Genomic DNA, 20,013 nt, shown 5'->3' on the forward strand with positions numbered 1-20,013 from the left:
ATGAAAGCGAGGAGATGTCGCGCTTCATTTCACTATAAAATGGTATTGTAAGTCCTTTTCTGTCCTTCTATTTTCGGATACCTATAATCTCCCGTTGTCCGCGAAGCCGTTATCCCCAAATGTTGGGATGTTGCCAATGTTATTTTTTTTCTCACCCCTCAAAAAAAAACTATGGTCACACTTCAAAAGAAATTTTCGTTCAAGGGAAAGGACGATCCGTCCGTTAAGGCCATCGAGCTTTCCTTCCAGGCGCCGGTTTTCGACTACATTGCCACCGGCGAAAGCGGGCAACGCTTAACGCGAAAGCTCATCGAAAAGCACACGTTCACCACCACGGTCGATCCGGCCGCCGACACCTATAGCATCGAGCTTTCCGACGACGACATCGCGGGAAAAGATGCGCAGGCGATGCGCGCTTTCATGTTGTATTATGCACAGGTCATGCGAAGCGACAACGCCCGGCTCGATGACCTGGCCGTGAACATTGACGTGACAAGCGCCACACCGGAGAAGATCGTGCTGAGCACAACGGAACTCGAAGGGCTCTGCCTGGTGCTGCCTCATTTGGTGGACGTGAACAACAGGCTGTTCGACAAAGCCGCCGGCGCGTTAGAAACATCGGCCGACATTTACCTGATCAACAAAACCGCCTATGTCAGTTTGCTGAAGAAACTTCATGAAGTCACCGGATCAGAAAATGAGTTTTACCTGCTGGTGATTTTGCTGAACTACCTGGAATTTGTTGACAATGTGCCCTCGCTGCGCAAGAAACTGCCCGACACCACGATGGCGCAATTGCGGGAGTTTCTAAAGGCACGCGGCGTCGAAAACTTTGATAAGGTACTGCCCGCCCTGTCAAAGAGCCTGCTGACCTTGTTTGACTTTCCTCTTGCGGTGCCGGCTCTGCAATTTATCGACATTGGCGGGACGCTGCAGGTCATCAGCCCGGGCAATGTGGCGCTGACGCGAAACGACCTGGCGTTTCTCTACTTGTCGCTGGAGTACAATAAAAAAGCCATCGCGTCCAGCGACCTGGAAATACTTCACTACGATTGGAAGAAAGTGCCGGACCCGATCCAGAACAACCAGGTGGCGTTCTCGTTTTCCGACGATCACCCCATTGCTGCCAACCACATCGACGGCCTTGTCGATGTTACGTTGAAGGGGGTGGGTGGCGAGGTGCTGTGGTCAAACGACTTTGAACCTGCCGACCCTGCGTTGAATAAACTCAGCATCGTCGTCACCCTGCAGCAGCCGGGCACGCTGAATGGACCGGGCGGCGAAGGCATTACGGACAGCGCGAAAAAGCTTCGCGGCCAGGTGCTGCAGATGCCCAAGAAGTGCTCGCTAAAAGATTGTACGGTGATTGTGCAGGCAAAGCTCACAGAAGCCAGCGAAGTGTGGCAAATCGTGGGCGCCGCCACCACCGACAGCGGGGGCAATTTCAGCATGCCCTATCCGTATGGTCCATACGTTGCGGCCCAGGCCATCGTATCCTTAACACCCGATGCTCCAGCAACGATCGCTGTTGATCCGCAGAACGGTGCCAACAACGAGTCCATCGCCGATGACTTTTTATATTTATTGGTGACCGATCCGGAGTGTGAAGACGAAGACGACGCAGACTGCGACTGTCACATACCAAAAAAAGCAGGCCGCTTGCCAGGCCAGGAGGACCTCATCAACTCCGATCAGTATACGCAAGACATCGGCGGAAGCTGTGTGAACCTTTCCACGCCAAACCGGACCCTTCGCGAATATTCCTACCGCGCCATCGTGCGCACCAGTGACCCCGACGTGAGCAACTACACGTTGCGAAAGATCGCATTCAATCCATCGGACCCGCTGTCGGACTTCCGGTTTGAGTTAACGGGCGAGAACAAGAAGATCAAGCGCTCGCCGGTGGACCTGAACAATCCCATCCGCTGGCAGGATGCCCCCGACAACAAAGACAACCTGTCGTTCTATCAATCGGTGACCGTGGCAACGGGTCACGTGTTGCACTATAAATCCGAATTCAAAGCGGATGGCTATTCCCTGGGCGACCTGTTGTACTCGCTCGCGCTGGCCCCAGGTCAGAAGAAACAGATGGTCATTATGGACAGCTCACACACGCTGCTGGGCGCCGAGACACAAGCCATTGCGCAAGGCGAACAGCTCGCGGCCAACATTGTGAACGACCGCATCATTACCGACCAGATTGGAGGCGCCATTGGTGAGTCCCTTTCCGGCAGCAGTTCCGCATCCACGGCAGGGATAAGCGCAGGGTTGGGCGTAGGCGTGAGTTATGGCGGGATCGGTGCGTCGCTCGGGGTGGCCGGCGGCTACTCCAATTCCAATTCCAAGGCATCGCAAAACAGCTCACGCGATATTTCGCAGTCGTTTAGCGAACGGCTGCGGCAGTCGATCATGCAAAATGCCGAAAGCTACCGGCAACTCAACGCCTCGGTGGTGACGTCGGTGCAGGAAGGCCAGCACTACAGCGCCACCACCGATGTGGTCGCGAACCACAATCATTGCCATTCGCTCACCATGATGTACTTCGAAGTGCTTCGGCACTTTGCCATCTACCAGGAGTTGACCCATGTAGAGGAATGCATTTTCGTGCCGCTGCTGATGACAGAGTTCTCCACGGAGAACATCTATAAATGGTCGGACGTGCTGGCGCGGCACTTGCTGCCCATGCACTCCAACACCTACCTTCGACCGCACAGCTTCTTCGCCGGGCAACCCCAACACCCATTGCTGAAGGCGTTTGATGCCAACGCGAGGATCAAGACCAACTATGCGCACGTCGATTTTCCCACAGGGTCCTACGACCAGGACCAGATCAGCTTTGTGAAAGGAGAGATCTACTTGCGCACCAACCTGCAGCGCCCCAAGACAAAATACGATCGCATCAAATCGCTGCCGGTCATTTCCAAAACCGTTTCAAGAGAAGTGTCCGACGATCGCAGCAATGCCAAGAGCGCCATGCTGGCCTTGATGACGGGCGGCCTGTCTTTTCTGCTGGGCTCCGACGGAACGTACACCGAAACAGAAGAGGTATTGACTCGCGGAAAGATCTTCGACGCCTTTATGCAGTTGGATGCCAACTACGAGACCGTGCCGCCCGCGCAGTGCATCCGCGTAGTGAACTTTCAGACGTTTTCCATCAAGATCGGAAACACAACGTTCCCCATCTCGCCCGTTGATTTTTTCCAGAATGGCATTGTCGACAAAAAACTGTGGGACACGTATGCCACCATCCTGGGATACTTCAACACCATCGACATGTTGGATTATTATTTCAAGGGCAGGCTCATTGCCGAATGGGACGACATCTATTACAACGACCTGGCGCCGATGGTGTTCGACAAGATCGTCAATACCATCAAGATGGACTACATCAACACCGACATGACCAGCACGACGCGCTACAAAGGCGGCGAGCGCGTGATTCGCATCAACTTTAACGGCACCACCAGTAAACGCCGCATGGACTTTCCCATCACGATGCAGCTGTATTGCAACAGCCCGACCGTGAAGGCGCTGAAAGATATGGTGACCCTCACCATCGAGAACGTGCGCATCGCCTATTCCACGCCGCACTTCAACGGCCTGTTGTTCAGTGGCTATGCTGGCGACGACCTGCTGGACGGCACTACGCTATACATTCCCGAAAGTGCAGAAGAGAAAAAAGACCCGCATAAGGAAGACAAATATCTTGTGCAAAAGCTCATCGAACACCTGAACAGCAACCTCGAGCATTATAACAAGTCGCTTTGGCAAAACCTCGATCCCGACCGGCGCTACATGTTGCTCGACGGTTTCAATATTCAGATCTATAATGAATTCGGATTGCCCATCGGCTTTCGCAGCCTGGCATCCGTGGTGAAGAACCAGTTGCTGGCCATCGTAGGAAATTCACTGGTGTTGCCCGTGGCGCCGGGCTATAAGGTCGGCCAGGACTTTGTGGCCGTGCAAACACAGGAAGGCGTGCAACAGGAGATCTCCCTGCTGGATCACTACCGGCCGCTGACGCCCGTGCCGCCCTACCGTGTCAGCATCCCCACACGTGGCGTGTTTATGGAGGCCGTGCAAGGGGCATGCGATGCGTGTGAAAAAGTAAAAGAAAACTCCTCGCAAGATTGGACCAAGTTCACCACCGACGAGCCTTCGGCCATCGGCGCCATCACGCCGCCGGTACCGACCATCACCGACTGGAAGGCGGCGTTCAAAGAATTCGCATCGCCGATCGTCAACATTCAGAATGCACCTGCGGCACCCGAGCCCGGCGCAGGCCTGGCCGGTCTCGCCGAATTGATGGGCAAGGCAGGTATCTTCAAGGATGTTACCGGTCTGGATGCCAATCAGCAAAATGCTATCAAGACCTATTTGTCGAACCAGGAGAACGCGAAGGCCTTTGCCGAAATGGCGAAGAGCATGGCCATCCAGGGTCATAACACGGACAATTCGTCCAAGATCATGGACACGCTGAAGACGGCGAAAGACTCCGGCGCTTTGAACCAGGATGACTACAGCAAGCTGGTGAAAGATCACCTGCAACAACAGATCGACGGTGGCGCCACGAAGAAGGCCGAACTCGAAAAAGAGAAAGCGGTTCAGAAACCCACGCTCACCGACGCCGCCGTGAAGGCCGCCGACCAGGGCAAAGACGTGAAGGCGCAAAAGACGGACACCGATGGCAACACCGAGTCGGTCGAGATCACCAGCGGAAGCACATCGACCGTGCTCGCCGCCGTGCAAGGCATTGTCCCCAAGTTGAAGCAACCCTCGGACAACACGTGTTGGGCCGCGACCGCCACCATGATGATGAGTTGGAAACGGCAACAGTCGATGAGCATCACCTCGGTGATGACGGAAGCCGGGGCTGTGTATTTGCAGAAATTTAACGACAACCTGCCGCTGCTGTCGAATGAAAAAGAAGCTTTCATCACGGCCCTGGGCATGGTGGGAGAGGCGCCGGCAAGCTACCCGTTGCAACAATACATCGATTGGCTGAAGACCTATGGGCCGTTGTGGATCACCACGGACTCCAGCACGGCCACGGGCCAGTTCTCGCCGCACGCGCGCATTCTTACCCGCATCGAAGGCAGTGGCAATGCCAACGGCACAGGCACCACGTTTGTGTTTAACGACCCCGCTACCGGCACGGAACGTTCGGAACCCTTCTCGGATTTCCTGGCCGCATACGAGCAGATGGTGACCGACAACAGCGGCGACTTGTTTATCCAGATCGTGCACTTTGCCGACGCCACACCGCAGGCACCGGGCGAAGGCGCCCCGTCGAGTTCAGTCTCCGCGTCAGGGACGGACCCTGGCATTCGCGAATGCTGTGCCCTGGGGCAATGGAAAGTAAACGCACTTGCACCGGGAGCGCTTGACCCCACCCAATTGGGTAATCATATCAAAGGCGGCGGCTTTTTTTTAGGAGGCGAGATTGGATACATCTACACGAAAAAGGCCGGGCTCATGGACCTGGGTCACATCCGCGACATGGCTGACATGGTGAAGTTCATCTTTGACGCACTCGTGTCAGGCGTAACCAAATTGGATCTCTTTGAAGGAAAAGTGGAGGTGCTTACACCGCCTGCAGCCACGAAATCTGCCCGCCTCGACTTTGCGGCCGCGATCGCCTTCGTGGAGTCGTGGGCACACGAACTGAGAACCTGGAAGGACTATTCGTCATTCTCTGCCGAAGACGTTCCTTCGAACATGGTAGGCATCGAGGTAGGCAAGCGGGGCGTCACCGCTGGTGGCAACTTCAATACCTCCGTGGACTTCGCCCTCAATATGATCCTCAACACGGAATTGTCGGCCGCAACGAAGGCTCAAACCGAGCAGGTACTGACGAAGATAGAGAATGATTGGTTCAAGATGACAGGAGTAACTTTATCGCCGATCGAATTGCTTCGGCGGAATTTTGACGGGAAGCCCTGGATGGCCGGAATGCCGTTTGATAATCTGTCTTCGGTCACGTATATCAATACGGCCATCTTCGAACCCCTGTTCACTAAATTCAAGTATGAGATGAAGTTCCCGGTGAATGGTAGCCCCGGCGTGACACTGACCACGATGAAAGCCAAGACGGCAGCGCTTCGCACCGAATGGGTAACCGAAAATCCCGGCAAGGATCAGCCCTGAGCATGCGCATTCCCCTAAAAAGTGAAAGGGGCTGTCTCAAAAGGGTCAGCCTCTTTCATTTCACAGGCACAATTACTCATTCTTTTTTTGTCGTCGCTTGCTTTCGCGCATCGTGTTTTCCCGATGGTTAATCCAAAGGTATTGCCATTGTCATACACCATTCTTAGATTTAAGTATACTAACCAATAAAGTTATGCTTAAAAAACCGTTTTTAGTATTGATCATTGTTGTGGCTTTTTCTTGTCAGCAAGAGATCACAACAGATGTTGCACCCGTTCCAGCCGAAGTCAGCGTAGTTGACGGCCGCCTGGTTTTCGCATCAGAGGAAGTTTACCTGGCAAAGAAGAAAGAAGTTGAATATCTCAAGCCCAGCCAACGTGAAGTGTGGATCAGCCAATACAAATTCAAGACGCTTCATAGCCTGGGATATGAAGGCATTGCAAAGATCGGATACGATAATCTCTCACCTGGCCATCTCCTGTTGCTGAATGCTGATCGCCTTATGCAAATTGGCAGCGATGTTGTTTACTTTGGCGAAGCCACCAAGTACCTCATGAATGTAGAAGAGTACAACAAGCTGGTCAACAAGAGTGACATCATGAAATCTGACCGGACCTTGAAGTTTATTGGACAGGAACTTACTCGTGACACTAAACCCAATGGCCGTGTTCACTTTAATGCGTGGAGCAACGGCAGCACTGGCATCGGTGGATCTCAACTTTCATTCAGTTACGGATCGGGAAGAAAGTTTGTGGACGTATGGGTGTCTTACGTTGAACAAGTTAGTGGATCGGCAGCCTGCAGTCAGGATGTTAGAATGGTAGCGCACCTCTGGCTTCGACCCAGGCTCGAAATGATCAGCGGCGGCAGTTGGGTTCCTTGTTATGAGCGCAGAGATGTTGAGTGGGATTTTACATTTGATACTACCTACTACTACTATGGCAAGCATACCTGCAGCTACCTGGATACCCAGGCTGGTCCTTTCTCAGGACATCCTGCTGATTCAGATACCAATCTTAGCAGTTATTATAATTCAATTCCTGTACAGGATTTCGGACCATTTGACGGTGAATGGTATGCTACAGTGGCACTCAAAAACTGGGACGGTTATGCGCAGGGAAGCATGAAGCAATGTCACCAGTTGTCTGGTGTTTGTTACACGTATACTTTCTGAACTGTATAGATAAAAACATTCACTTTTTATTCAAAACTTCTTTTCCCTCATGCACTCGACGGAAATCGAAGTGTGTTGCAAACTGCAAGCATTCCCTTTCCCTGACCTGGAATGAAAATCCCTATATTGAAATAAAAAAAGTGGCCCGTTGCCGAGCCACTTTTTTTATTGCGAATACGATTTTTAAAATCACACCAGATCAAAACGATCCAGATTCATCACCTTAGTCCAGGCCGCCACAAAGTCCTGCACGAACTTCTCGCCGGAATCCTGACATCCATAAACTTCAGCGAGTGCACGTAACTCGGAGTTGGATCCAAAGATAAGATCGACCCGCGTGCCGGTCCATTGCACTTTGCCTGTCTTGCGATCGCGACCTTCGAACACGTTTTTCGATGCTGATGATTCGCTCCAGGTGATGCCAAAATCAAGCAGGCTCACAAAGAAGTCGTTGGTAAGGGCTTCGGGGCGCTTGGTGAACACACCGTGTTGCGAGTGATCGAAGTTCGTGTTCAGCACGCGCAAGCCGCCCACCAGAACGGTCAGCTCCGGCGCGGTCAGCGTGAGCAGTTGGGCTTTGTCGATCAACAGTTCCTCGGCAGAGGCAACGTGTTTTGCTTTCAGGTAATTGCGGAATCCATCGGCAGCGGGCTCGAGCACTTCAAACGACTCTACATCGGTTTGTTCCTGCGATGCGTCGGCGCGTCCCGGCGTGAACGGCACCGTCACGTTGTGACCACCATTTTTTGCAGCCTTCTCCACACCTGCGCATCCGGCAAGCACGATCAAGTCGGCAAGCGAAACCAGCTTGCCACCGGTCTGCGCACCGTTGAACTCTTTTTGAATGCCCTCCAGCGTTTTGAGCACGGTTGCCAATTGGGTGGGATTGTTGACTTCCCAATCCTTTTGGGGCGCCAAACGAACCCGTGCGCCATTGGCACCACCGCGTTTATCCGAGCCACGGAACGTCGATGCCGATGCCCAGGCCGTCGATACCAGTTGCGATACCGTTAGCCCGGAGGCGAGTATTTTATTTTTTAATGCAGCGATGTCGTTCGCATCAATCAGTTTATGCGTAACGGCCGGGATAGGGTCTTGCCAGATCAACACTTCTGCCGGCACCTCGGGTCCGAGGTAGCGGGCGCGGGGCCCCATGTCGCGGTGGGTCAGCTTATACCATGCACGGGCGAAGGCATCGGCGAATTCCGCGGGGTTTTCATAAAATCGTTTTGAGATCGGGCCGTAGATCGGGTCCACGCGCAAGGCGAGGTCGGTCGTGAGCATCGTTGGCGCATGTCGCTTTGACTTGTCATGCGCATCGGGTACGGTGTGTGCTCCGGCGCCGTTCTTTGGTTTCCACTGGTATGCACCGGCGGGGCTTTTTGCCAGTTCCCATTCGAATCCAAAAAGGTTTTCGAAGAAGTTGTTGCTCCACTTGGTGGGGGTGGTGGTCCATGCGCCCTCCAGACCGCTGGTGATCGTGTGGACACCGTTTCCGGTGCCGAAACTATTTTTCCAGCCCGTGCTCTGCTCTTCGATGGTTGCCCCTGCGGGCTCCGAAGCTACGTATTTGTCGGCGTCGGCCGCGCCGTGGGTTTTTCCAAAGGTGTGTCCCCCGGCAATGAGTGCGACCGTTTCTTCGTCGTTCATCGCCATGCGGCCAAACGTCTCGCGAATGTCGCGCGCGGCGGCAACAGGATCGGGGTTTCCGTTGGGGCCTTGTGGATTCACATAAATGAGTCCCATCTGCACAGCGCCGAGCGGACTTTCAAGCTCGCGCACGCCCGTGTAGCGCTTGTCTCCCAGCCACGTGGTCTCCGAACCCCAATACACTTCTTCTTGTGGTTCCCAGACATCTTCGCGTCCACCCGCAAAACCGAATGTCTTGAAGCCCATGGACTCGAGCGCGCAGTTGCCGGCGAGGACCATCAGGTCGGCCCACGAAAGTTTCTTGCCATATTTCTGTTTGATGGGCCAGAGCAGCAAACGCGCCTTGTCGAGGTTTGCATTGTCGGGCCAGCTGTTGAGGGGAGCGAAGCGTTGCTGTCCTGCTCCCGCGCCGCCACGACCATCGCCAACGCGGTACGTGCCCGCGCTGTGCCAGGCCATCCGGATGAAGAAAGGTCCATAGTGACCATAATCTGCTGGCCACCAGTCTTGCGATGTGGTCATCAGCGCAAAGATGTCTTTCTTCACGGCACCCAGGTCGAGCGATTTGAATTCTTTTGCGTAATTGAATGTCTTGTCCATCGGGTTGGACAAAGACGACTGCTGGCGGAGAATGTTCAACTTCAACTGGTTGGGCCACCAGTCGCGGTTCCGCGTTCCACCGCCGGCGGTTTGCTGGAGCGCGCCACCATGAAACGGGCACTTGGCTTCGCTGTCGTTCACATTCAATACTTTCGATGTTGTGGCTGTTCTGTTTTCCATTGCTTTATGATAGGGTTGTTTAGAATCTGAAGTCAATATTACCGCCATCCCTGGCATAAATCAAATCGATGGTTTTTATTGGCATATAGGTTCTATCTATGAAGCGGGTCGAAACATAACATAATGGTAACATCGTTATTACAACTCAAGACCCGCCAGTTCATTTGCATCCGGCTGCACGGTCTGTTTTTCTTTTTCGTCTTTCTCCGGCATTTTCTTGTCCCAGATGATGCTGGTAAGGATGGCTAAGGATGCTTCACACCGTTTCAGATTGCCGTCGTCCGACCAGTAGTGGGTATGTGAAAGGAAGGGGACAAACCTGAGCCATGGAGAACCTTTGATCTTTATTTTGTGCTCCCGTATTCCCTTGCCAAAATATTCGGAGAGGTTGCCTCCGACATAATCATTTTCATAATAGACATTGATCCACTGGGTGCATGCGAAAGGAGCGCTGTGGTGTAAAACTCTTCCGGGTTTTTTGAAGTCGGGCAGGTAAGTAAACCGGTTAATGTTCTTGATCACTTCAAAAACCGGGGGCGATTTGGGGAGCTCCCGTTCTTTCATTCGCTCTTTTAATTCGGAGATATTTTTGGCCAGCAGAAATGAGGCGTGGGTCAACGGACTTCCAAGGGTGATGAAATGTGTGATGCGCCAGGGATTGCCTCCGTCGTTTTGCTGGTAAAGCAGATCCTCCTGGGCACTTTGATATGGCTTGATATTCAATGCAACGTTCTCAGGCTGCGCGTAATCTTTTTCAAATTTCAATAATTGATCCTTGTATTTACCGTCGACATACTTTGTATTGTATTCACTCCAGAGATTGCGGATAATATCGTAGCCGATGATGGCGCCCAGACTGTGTCCGACGAGAATGATCTTTTCATATTTGTTCGATTCATGCAATGACTTGAGCAGCATAATCCCATCTTTCCGGATCTTTTGGCGCTCGGCAATATTTCCCGGCGAAGGGGAGGTGTAACGTGCCGCATCACCCACATAACCCGTGAACAAATAACTCAGCATGGCGGTGAGCAATGTTCCGATCGCGCCAATCCACATCGGTTGATCTTCGCCCATGAACGGTATGTCGTAGCCGGAAAGGATCAACGCGAGAGAAGCAAAGATGATGAACCAAATGGCGATATGAAACGGCCGGATGCGTTTCGGCAACGACCAGGGCCAGCGGAAAAGGATCTGCCAGATCCAGGTGAGCACCTGTTGCACTTTTGTGTCCCGTACATTGTAGGCCCAGTAGTATTCAAAGAAATCTGTTTTTACCCGGCCCTCGTCTTCCGCCGACGCCGTGGTCAGTCTCCGCAGTTCAAACAGGTTGGAAAGTTCATCCGGCTTGCTGTAAAACTCAATATTCTTTCCATCGGTCCCTTGGTTCCGCGTCACACTCGATACAAATCCTCTTAAGGTGTCCATTGGTTTTTGTTCACCAATGCCGTGGATAATAACGACGGCGTGTCTCATAGGTAAAAGGGTTAGGCTGATGCGATCAATAAAAACACAAGCCCATCAGCAATGTCGATCAGACATCATGATGGGCTCGTGAACTAAAGTAAGCATTAATCAGAGAACAACAACGGCGTGAACAAAAAAAACATGACGGTAGATGGCGTTCAAACACACATACTATCCGTGACAGATCCGGGATATGGGCGACGCAATGTGGTACCCTAGTCTGTACCCGTATAGTCTCCTGCTTCAGGGTCTATGCGGCTGAAGTGATAAGCTCCAAATTAATGTGATGGGTGTTTCAAAGTAGCGAAGTCCCCGAGGCGGGAGACTTCGCTACTTACGCGGGAGACTTCGCTACTTACCGGGAGACTTCCCTGCGACGACGAGGGCAATCCCGCTATAGGCAAGCGCTATGCCGGCGCTGGTAATTTCGCTTCCCAGGTAAGGCAAAGGAGACACGATCACCCGGGGGATATGGAGAATAATAAACCAGGTAAGGATCATGAAACCCAGTAGCGTGGCGGCTAGCTTGCGTTTTATGTTCAGAATGATCCCGACGCCAGAAGCCAGTAGTGCCATGCCGGTGAAGTAGATCCAGAACAAATGGCCGGGTACCCACGAGGGAACATAGTCGGCGGCCTCTTTGGCATACAGAAAATGATCCATGGCAAAACTGATGATCGTCAGCGAAAAGAGAATGGTGCCGAAAGGTGCGGGCTTGCCTAAAATCCTCAGGAGCGGATTTTCATCTTTTTCCGGATAGCAGCTGGCAATGACAAAGGCGCCACCGCACAATGCCAGTTCTTTTGCCGCATTCTCCCAGTCTCCAAAATGCATAGCGTTTGGACTAACCATAAGCTGATAGGGGATGAAGTAAAAGCAAAAGACCAACAGCAGCACGCTCCCTAATACCAGGGAAGCTGACCTGGTTTTCTTTTCAAAGACGATGCATGCGCCGGCCAAAATCAGCAAGACTCCCGCGATGTAAGCGAGGGCTACAAAGCCGGGAATTCCGGCATGCTTGGGGGGGATCAGCATATAGGGAAAATCACGATAATACAGCGTGTGAAAGCCCATCTCCGCGATCGCGATGCCATAGAAGATACGGCCTATTTTTGATAGATTTCCCATGCCCTTAAATGGTTTATTTGAAAGACGATGAAGATAAGCAATAGGAGTGATTCATGTCGTAACATCGTCTCCCGTTTCAGGGACCCTGTGGGCCTGACCGCGGCAAATTCCCATAACTTGGGGGGTACTGAAAGAGCCTCCCGGTCTGGCGAACGCCGTGGCACGGTGACGCACCATCAAATGCGCAACCATTCACCTTCGGCGGAGCCGGGTCTCCTTTTATGTAAATTGTAGCAGTGTATTCTTTAAAGTTTAAAAGCTTATAGCATGAAAGGAAAATTATTGATCCTGCTCTTCCTTTTTTGGGGACGGGCACTCGCACAGTCAACTCCGGAAACCTACCCCGTCGACCCCGCGTCGGAGGAACACGCCGGCGTGCCAAAAGGGGAGATCCTGAAGTTCACCTTTGAGGACTCCAAGCTATTTCCCGGCACGACGCGAGAGATCAGCCTGTATATTCCTGCCCAGTACAAAGGCGATAAGCCCGCTTGTGTTTATGTTAACCAGGACGGCATCCAGTGGAAAGCGCCGACCGTTTTTGACAACCTCATTGCCAAAAACGAAATGCCTGTCACCATCGGTGTTTTTGTTACGCCGGGAAAAGTATTGGCTCAGAACAAAGAGGCGCTTGATCGTTTCAATAGAAGCTTTGAATATGATGGGTTGGGAGACAAGTACGGGCGATTTTTGTTGGATGAGGTTTTTCCCTTTGTCGAGCGTCAGAAGGCAACCGATGGCAGGCCGATACGTCTTTCGCATAATGGCAACGACAGGGCTATTGGCGGGTCCAGCAGCGGGGCGGTTTGTGCCTTCACCGTGGCCTGGATGTTGCCCGATGAATTTTCAAGAGTATTCAGTGCCATCGGCACCTATGTTGGGCTGCGCGGGGCGGACCGTTATGATATTTTAGTCAGAAAACACGAGCCCAAGCCCCTACGCATCTTTATGCAGGATGGGTCCGGCGATCTCAATATCTATGCAGGCGATTGGTGGAAAGCCAATGAATCGATGGAGCGGGCGTTGACCTTTGCCGGCTACGATGTCAACCACGTCTGGGGCAGTGGGGGCCACAATGGCCTTCAGGGCACATCGGTTTTTCCGGAGGCGATGCGATGGCTGTGGAGAGATTATCCTAAACCGATCCGGGGGGGACAAAGCAAAAACCAATTTCTGGTGGATATTCTTCCAGTCGAAGACAAAGGCTGGGAATTGGTGGGCGAGAACTATGGATTCACAGAGGGCATCGCGGTGAATGCCAAGGGCGAAGTTTTTTTTCAAGACATCCCCAACGCAAAAACGTATAAGATAGGTCCGAACGGCAAACCGGAAGTGTATCTCGCCGATTCAAAAAAAGCAAGCGGCACAACGTTCTCCGCTGCCGGCGACATGCTCACGATCACCGGCGGATGGTCCGAGCCGCCCACAAAGGAAGTCCATCAATACAAGACACCGGGCGGCTATACGGTCGTGGCCGCGGAAACACCGGGCAATGATATCACCCTTTCGTTTAGCGGGAACATCTATGTCACGTCGCCCGACGGCAGGGAGCGGCCCAGTAAATTGTATCTCATCAAACCCCAGGGTGAAAAGAGCATCGTGGACGAAGGACTGAAATTTGCCAACGGCCTTTGTCTCTCGCCCGATCAAACGCAACTTTATGTAACCGAATCAGCCACGCACTGGGTATGGGTATACCAGATCCAGCCCGACGGCACGTTGTCGCACAAACAAAAATACGGATGGCTGCATGTGCGCGACGAAGACGAAAATGCCTGGAGCGACGGATTGAAGTGCGACCGCGACGGCAGGATCTACGTGACCAGCCTCAGCGGCATTCAGGTGATGGATCAACTGGGCCGTGTGAACGCCATCCTTCCCGTTCCCAAATCAAAAGGCCAGGTCTCCAATCTTTGTTTCGGTGGTCCCGATTTTGATACACTGTATATCACCTGTCATGACAAAGTGTTTCGGCGAAAGGTGAAAGTGAAGGGTGCCAATAATTTTGACAAACCTATCAAGCCAGGCAATCCCAAATTGTGAGGCTGGCGCAGTGTTCTGGTCAGACGTCATAACATAGCTCCGACTGGGTGTTGGCGTCCTGAAAAAACGCGAAGTCCCCGAGGCGGGAGACTTCGCTGCGACGCCTGGCGCAAAGTGTTCCCACTTGTGCCCATCATAAAAAGAGTCTTCAGACTGCGGCCGATTTAGGCGTCCAAATTACTTTCATAAATTTCCCTGTTATGCTTCACATTATCCGTCCAAAGCTCAGGATCATGCGTCATAATATATTTCAACCCCAGTTCGCGTCCCCCGGGCAATAATTCTTTTCTAGCGCTCTCAATAGACTTTTTCAATTGAGCCAACGTCAGGTCCGTGCAATACGCCGGGCTTCCGGGCTGTTGTCTCCAGGAGTCTTGAAGCGATCCATAATCCAAAGCATCAAACCCACTATCGCCAACCAGAACAGATACCACGTCTTTGGATAGCTTATCGTCTCCGGAAACGGGAAGCGCCAAACGCGAAGGCGTGCCCTTGGGAAGACCGGAATGGACCAAAGAACGATACAGAATGCTGTTATAAGCCTTCACCACCGGCCGCTGAAGCTGATTCGACACCCAAACGCTCTCCGGCATTCCATCCTCGATGTCTTTAAGGATCCCGTCGCGGATGGGGTAATAGTTGCAAGTATCAACAAGGACCGTTCTTGTGGGAGCGTTTTTAAATAGCTGTTTTGGTAACTTCAGGATACCGATCAAAGGAATCGTAATAACGATCACATCGACATCGGTGACAACATCGGTCAACGTAACCGCTGAAGCTCTCGTTTCCAAAGCCAAACTCTTGAGCTTTTCAATTCCGCTGGCATTGGCCATCTTCACGCGGTGACCGGCCTTTGTGTATTGCCGTATCAAAGTTCCTCCCATCTCGCCGGCTCCGATCATTCCTATTTTCATAATATTCGATTCGTTGTAAATCTACAAGCAAATGTATTGTCTAAATATAACCAAGCCTGGGGTAAAATGGGCTTTATGCAGTTAAAATCGGGCAACGGGTTAAATAGGATGAAGCGATAAAATCTAAAACAAAGGCGCCAGCGAATGGGTTGTTCCGATGTCCTTTGTAATGTTTTCTAATTGTCGATAAGTTGCCCGGTAAAGAAAAACAGCCATGCTGATTCTCCTGACCCCGCATTCCGTCAACGTCGCGATAGACGACAACTGCGGCACGCCCACGACATTGACGGGAAGCGACGTAGAGGAAGTGATTTCCTTAATAAGGCTCGTGTCCGAAACGGCGGTAACGAAAAGTCCATCGGCTCCTGCATCCTCGTATAGCTTTGCTCTTCTCAACGTCGTTTCGAGTGGCGAAGGAAGTTTTAATAAAAAAACATCGGTTCTTGCATTGATAAAAAGTTTTTGATGGGTTTTCTCGAGGTAGTTCTTAATGCCGTTTAATTTTCTCAGATAAATTTCCTCCCCCTGCGAATCTTCCAGGTTTATTCCGGCAACGCCGATGTCAATGAGTTTTTGAATATGCTCGTTCAGGTCGTCTAAATTATCGGTGTATCCTCTCTCCAGGTCAACGGACATGGGGATGCTGGTACGGGATTTTATGCGCTGCAGCATATACAGTAATTCAGTGAACGGGATCTTTTCACCATCCTCGTAACCCAAAGAATCGGCAATGGCACCGCTGGAGGTTGCCAGGGCGTCAAAGCCATTTTTTTCGATGAGTTGTGCGCTTTTTGCATTCCAGGCATTGGGAATAACCAATGGCTTTGTGCCGTGGTGCAAATCCAGAAATCTTTCGTAGTCGTTTATCTGAGCGGTGGCATTCCCAGTCACGCTTGTCGTATCGTCCTTGCCGTTCATTTTTCTTGTGGTTTAATTTTATCGTGAATAATAAATAACAAATGTATTCCTCGACGCTGCCGGGGCCCGGGTGTAAAGTGGACATTGTCGCGGGTAGATTTGGACAAAGTGACCGCGCGCTTTATTCAGCAGCTCACGCGAAGAAGGAAATGGTTATTGCCTATCGTTGAACGAAGTCCGGGTGATGGACAAAGGTCGGAAGTGACATCTGAAGATTGTTAGGATGGTGATGCTGGACAATTGCGTTACGGCGGCGGGCGCACGTTTTGTTCACGCGTCAACTGTGGGTTTCAGATCTCACTCTTTTTCCAAACTCCTCCCAATCAAAGCCTGTCTCAATCCGGTTATGCCTCAGGGCCGGGATTTGTGTGGTAATCAACATGGTAACACCCTCAAGATCCACCCGGTGATGCTGCGGGATTTGTTGTTTGATCGCTTTGACCATTTTGAATTTCGCATCGGGGAAGAAATCTTGTATGGTTTTTTTGAGTGTGTTGATGTTATTCATGCCATACATCAGGACCAGCTTGGGCTTGTAGGTGCTGATGTTGGAAAGGATGCTGTGCATGCGATGTTCATAAACATGTGCCTCATATAATTCACGGCTTTTTAAAAACCCAAGTTCCGGCATGTCGAGCCAGCTATAGTACCAGGCATGATTGTGCGGACTCGGCAGCGGATATAACTGGATCAACGCCTCGTTGTGCGACGATGGCGATAAAAAGTTATGTTGCTGGTAGGCGAGGAGGTCAGGTAATTTTTCCGCTTTGTAGCCGTGCACAAAGGCGATGAGATTTTTCCAAACGCCATGTTGCACGGCGTTGCTCTCGAAGCGGTATTGATGGCGGTTGGTGAACAGATTTTTTTTCGGACCATCCCACCGGATGGCGACATGCCGGTAGAGCTCGCGGACGTCGCAGAGTTCGCCACCCGTTTGTGCATGCACCCTGCCAAAATAGTTAACCTTGTCGGCTACTTCCTCGGGCACCTCGCCGCCACCTTCTTCATAGCCAATAAACCAGAACGGGGCCTGCCACGAGCCATAGCCGTAAAAATTGTCGATCCAATGTTTGAGTGCTTTTTCTTCGATGACCATACGATGTGAAAGATAGATTAAAATTATGGACAGCCATCCGGTGTCATGATCAGGGAGCAGATCGGTTTGGGATTGTTTCGTCAGGTGTATTTCAACGTCCATTTTTCAAACAACGCCCAAAAGCTTCGGTGCTAATTTACATCGTCAATCGGGCAAAATGCGAGGGTGATGTTAAATTGAATACATACTTACGGAATCCTTAATATTGTATTGATTGTCAATATATTATATTGATAACAGGAGAGGGCGGAATGGATGCATTAAAGTTTCCTGCAATTCCTCGGAAGGGCCGTTTGTATCGCTTATTTTACAAGATATTTCCACAATCTCGCTGTATGTCATTAACAGAGGCGTCAAATGGAACTTCTGATCGAAGACTGCCCTGGTGGACCTGGGTAGTACCGTTGCCGATTTTTTTCCTCGGCACGCTGATCTCGTTGGAAGCAAAAATCACTACCGGCACGGCACTGCTTTACCTCCCGTTGGCCTTTGGCTTAACGTTGGCGTATTGGTGGGGACCAAGAGTGTTGCCTGCATTCTATTTGAATGCAAGCGGTTGTGCAGGCCTGTGGGGTCTGAGCCGGGTAGAGCTATGGGCCGTATACGGTTTGCCGGAAACTGTATTTGTCGCCCTTTCCTGGTTGTTTTTTGTAAAGATCGCTTCGGGAAAAATCTGGTTGCCCGATACCAAGCAAATGATCTACTTCCTGATTACCGGGATCGTGTTCCCGCTGGTGATCTACAAGTTCATGCTGGAAAGCATTTTCATGTTGGCCGGCGACGCTCCGGAGGAGAACTATTGGAATCTGCTGATTACGACAGGTTTCGGAGACTTCATATCTACATTCTGCGTGTCGCTGCCCTTGCTTCACTTTCTTACGCCATGGATGGCAAAGCGCGAATTACTTCTTCATCGCGAAAAAATTGAGCACCTGTCGCAGTATTCACGGCTCCGGAAAATGCAATGGCTGGAACTTCTCACGGTTGCCGTCATGGCCTCGGTCATCAACCTGTTCCTGGATTTTATAGACTACTGGTTTCTGAATGGAATACTGTCGCTCTATGTCGCGATGCGTTTTGGTTTTGGCGCCACGGTGCTGATGAATTCCTATATGCTCATCATCACCTACATGGTCCCGGCGGTCATCCACCACGGTTTTCTTCCACACTTTGCCGAGAGCCAGATGCTGAGAACACAATTGGGTACGGCACTTTTGTATGTGTTCACGATCATCACCGGCCGGCTTGTTTCGGACATGAGGCTCAGCGAAGCGCGATTGAATGAGCGGAACGATGAGCTCAATCAGATGAACAGCGAATTGGACCGATTTGTCTATAGCGTGTCGCACGACCTGAGCGCTCCACTGAAATCGATCCTTGGGCTGGTATCCATCAGCCGGCTGACTACCGTGGAAAACGAGCATCGGCTCCATTTTGATCTGATTGAAAGAAGCGCCTACAAGCTGGAGGCATTTGTGGCGGAGGTATTGGATTACTCCCGGAACCGAAGAACGGAAGGGGCACACGAACCCGTGAACCTGAAAGACCTGTCGCAGGAAGTTTTTCAAAACCTGCAGTTCGCGGATGGCTTTAACGAGATTGCATTCGAGGATGCCGCGATAAAACACGAATGGGTGATCAGCGATCGCAGCCGGTTGAAAATGATCCTTCAAAACCTTTTGAGCAATGCCATCAAATTCAGAAATAAAACGGGCAAGCCATTCATCCGGTTATCTACACAGGTGAAGGACGAGAAATTGATGTTTTCCATTGAAGACAACGGTGAAGGAATCAGGCCTGAACTAAAGGCGAAGATCTTCGATATGTTTTTTCGGGGCAGTCATCGGTCCGAAGGTTCAGGCCTTGGTCTCTACATCGCCCGCGAGGCCGCAAAGAAAATTGACGCCGCGATCGAAGTGAGCTCGACGTATGGAGAGGGGTCTGTTTTCACGATTGCACTATCGGCTTCCATTTTGCCCGCGCCGGCAGGATCGCAGAAGTCCGTTCCCGTTACCCAGGATTGATTTGCAATTCGAATTATCAATATAAAAATTGCCGTTTGTATGGAGCACCTGGATGACGAAGGTCAATATTTAGCGGAAAGGGCTTCCCTGTTTTTCGAGTTCCTGGACACCAATGAACTCCTGACCATTTTCCCCTATCGCAAGGAAGCCTGGGCGGATCTTCAGAAAATGGTGGAGGCAGGAAGCAAACGAAGACTGAGGATATTAAATAATAGTATCGATGAGATGTTGATTGGCCCTCCCAACAGTCTGGGACTGGACTTCCGCTATGAAATACTGCGTTTGTTCGACGAAAAATTAGGAGAAGGCCACAACGCCCTGATCCATAAAATGATGGCGGTCTATGATAAGATCATCGAAAAAGGAACCATCGATTCACGCAACCTGATCAACACCGCCATCGCGATCCTAAACAGCGAAATGCTTGCGTTGAGCCCCGAACAAAAGGAAGGACTGAAAGAAATCATAAATCAATCGGTGATGAAACGGTAGTGGAAGGATCGGGCATGAGGGTGTGGAGTCAGTAGCCAGTAGTTAATACTCAGTAATCATTTGTTAGTAGTAGTTGCCAGTAGCGGGTTGCCTGAGGATCGCGGAGACGGAAAAATTTCTAGTACCGGCTGCCGGCTACTGAACACCAAGCACCAATATCATCCTGGCCCCTGGATTTTGGCT

The 20,013-nt window shown here is 51.4% G+C and carries 11 protein-coding genes; 5 read left to right on the plus strand and 6 right to left on the minus strand.

All coding sequences use genetic code 11. The features are described from left to right. The first annotated feature begins 171 nt into the window (after positions 1 to 171). Both D4L85_RS24270 and D4L85_RS24275 read left to right on the plus strand, forming a co-directional pair. A complete protein-coding gene (locus D4L85_RS24270) occupies positions 172 to 6,147 on the plus strand; it encodes a DUF4056 domain-containing protein (protein ID WP_119756745.1) in 5,976 nt (1,991 codons plus the stop codon). Between the two features lie 193 nt (positions 6,148 to 6,340). Continuing rightward, positions 6,341 to 7,321, plus strand: a complete 981-nt coding sequence (locus D4L85_RS24275; RefSeq protein WP_119756746.1) for a hypothetical protein — start codon at positions 6,341 to 6,343, stop codon at positions 7,319 to 7,321. A gap of 189 nt (positions 7,322 to 7,510) precedes the next feature. On the opposite strand, the gene katG is transcribed toward D4L85_RS24275, so the two are convergent. From katG to D4L85_RS24290, 3 genes are all read right to left on the minus strand, one after another. Further along, positions 7,511 to 9,751, minus strand: coding sequence for a catalase/peroxidase HPI (gene katG / locus D4L85_RS24280; protein ID WP_228450609.1), 2,241 nt, complete (start codon positions 9,749 to 9,751; stop codon positions 7,511 to 7,513). Between the two features lie 138 nt (positions 9,752 to 9,889). After that, the gene (locus D4L85_RS24285; RefSeq protein WP_119756747.1) at positions 9,890 to 11,227 is read right to left on the minus strand and encodes an alpha/beta hydrolase family protein; all 1,338 of its coding nucleotides are present in this window, start codon (positions 11,225 to 11,227) and stop codon (positions 9,890 to 9,892) included. Between the two features lie 342 nt (positions 11,228 to 11,569). After that, positions 11,570 to 12,346: a DoxX family protein gene (locus D4L85_RS24290; protein WP_119756748.1), complete on the minus strand. Its 777-nt coding sequence runs from the start codon at positions 12,344 to 12,346 to the stop codon at positions 11,570 to 11,572. A 267-nt stretch (positions 12,347 to 12,613) separates the two neighbouring features. On the opposite strand from D4L85_RS24290, the gene D4L85_RS24295 reads away from it, so the two are divergent. Then, positions 12,614 to 14,386, plus strand: a complete 1,773-nt coding sequence (locus D4L85_RS24295) for an SMP-30/gluconolactonase/LRE family protein (protein WP_119756749.1) — start codon at positions 12,614 to 12,616, stop codon at positions 14,384 to 14,386. 164 nt (positions 14,387 to 14,550) lie between these two features. On the opposite strand, the gene D4L85_RS24300 is transcribed toward D4L85_RS24295, so the two are convergent. The 3 genes from D4L85_RS24300 to D4L85_RS24310 all read right to left on the minus strand — a co-directional run bounded on the left by D4L85_RS24300 (position 14,551) and on the right by D4L85_RS24310 (position 17,314). Beyond that, complete coding sequence (locus tag D4L85_RS24300; protein WP_119756750.1) at positions 14,551 to 15,300, minus strand: NADPH-dependent F420 reductase; 750 nt, start codon at positions 15,298 to 15,300, stop codon at positions 14,551 to 14,553. Positions 15,301 to 15,423: 123 nt separating this feature from the next. Continuing rightward, complete coding sequence (locus D4L85_RS24305; protein WP_119756751.1) at positions 15,424 to 16,218, minus strand: isocitrate lyase/PEP mutase family protein; 795 nt, start codon at positions 16,216 to 16,218, stop codon at positions 15,424 to 15,426. Positions 16,219 to 16,495: 277 nt separating this feature from the next. Further along, positions 16,496 to 17,314, minus strand: coding sequence for a hypothetical protein (locus D4L85_RS24310; protein WP_119756752.1), 819 nt, complete (start codon positions 17,312 to 17,314; stop codon positions 16,496 to 16,498). 335 nt (positions 17,315 to 17,649) lie between these two features. On the opposite strand from D4L85_RS24310, the gene D4L85_RS24315 reads away from it, so the two are divergent. Both D4L85_RS24315 and D4L85_RS24320 read left to right on the plus strand, forming a co-directional pair. Then, positions 17,650 to 19,338 carry an ATP-binding protein gene (locus tag D4L85_RS24315; protein WP_160143969.1) on the plus strand — a complete coding sequence of 563 codons (1,689 nt, stop codon included), beginning with the start codon at positions 17,650 to 17,652 and terminating at the stop codon, positions 19,336 to 19,338. 39 nt (positions 19,339 to 19,377) lie between these two features. Next, positions 19,378 to 19,830, plus strand: coding sequence for a hypothetical protein (locus tag D4L85_RS24320; RefSeq protein WP_119756754.1), 453 nt, complete (start codon positions 19,378 to 19,380; stop codon positions 19,828 to 19,830). Positions 19,831 to 20,013: the final 183 nt, after the last annotated feature.

The organism is Chryseolinea soli (genome assembly GCF_003589925.1).
Classification (GTDB): Bacteria; Bacteroidota; Bacteroidia; order Cytophagales; family Cyclobacteriaceae; genus Chryseolinea; species Chryseolinea soli.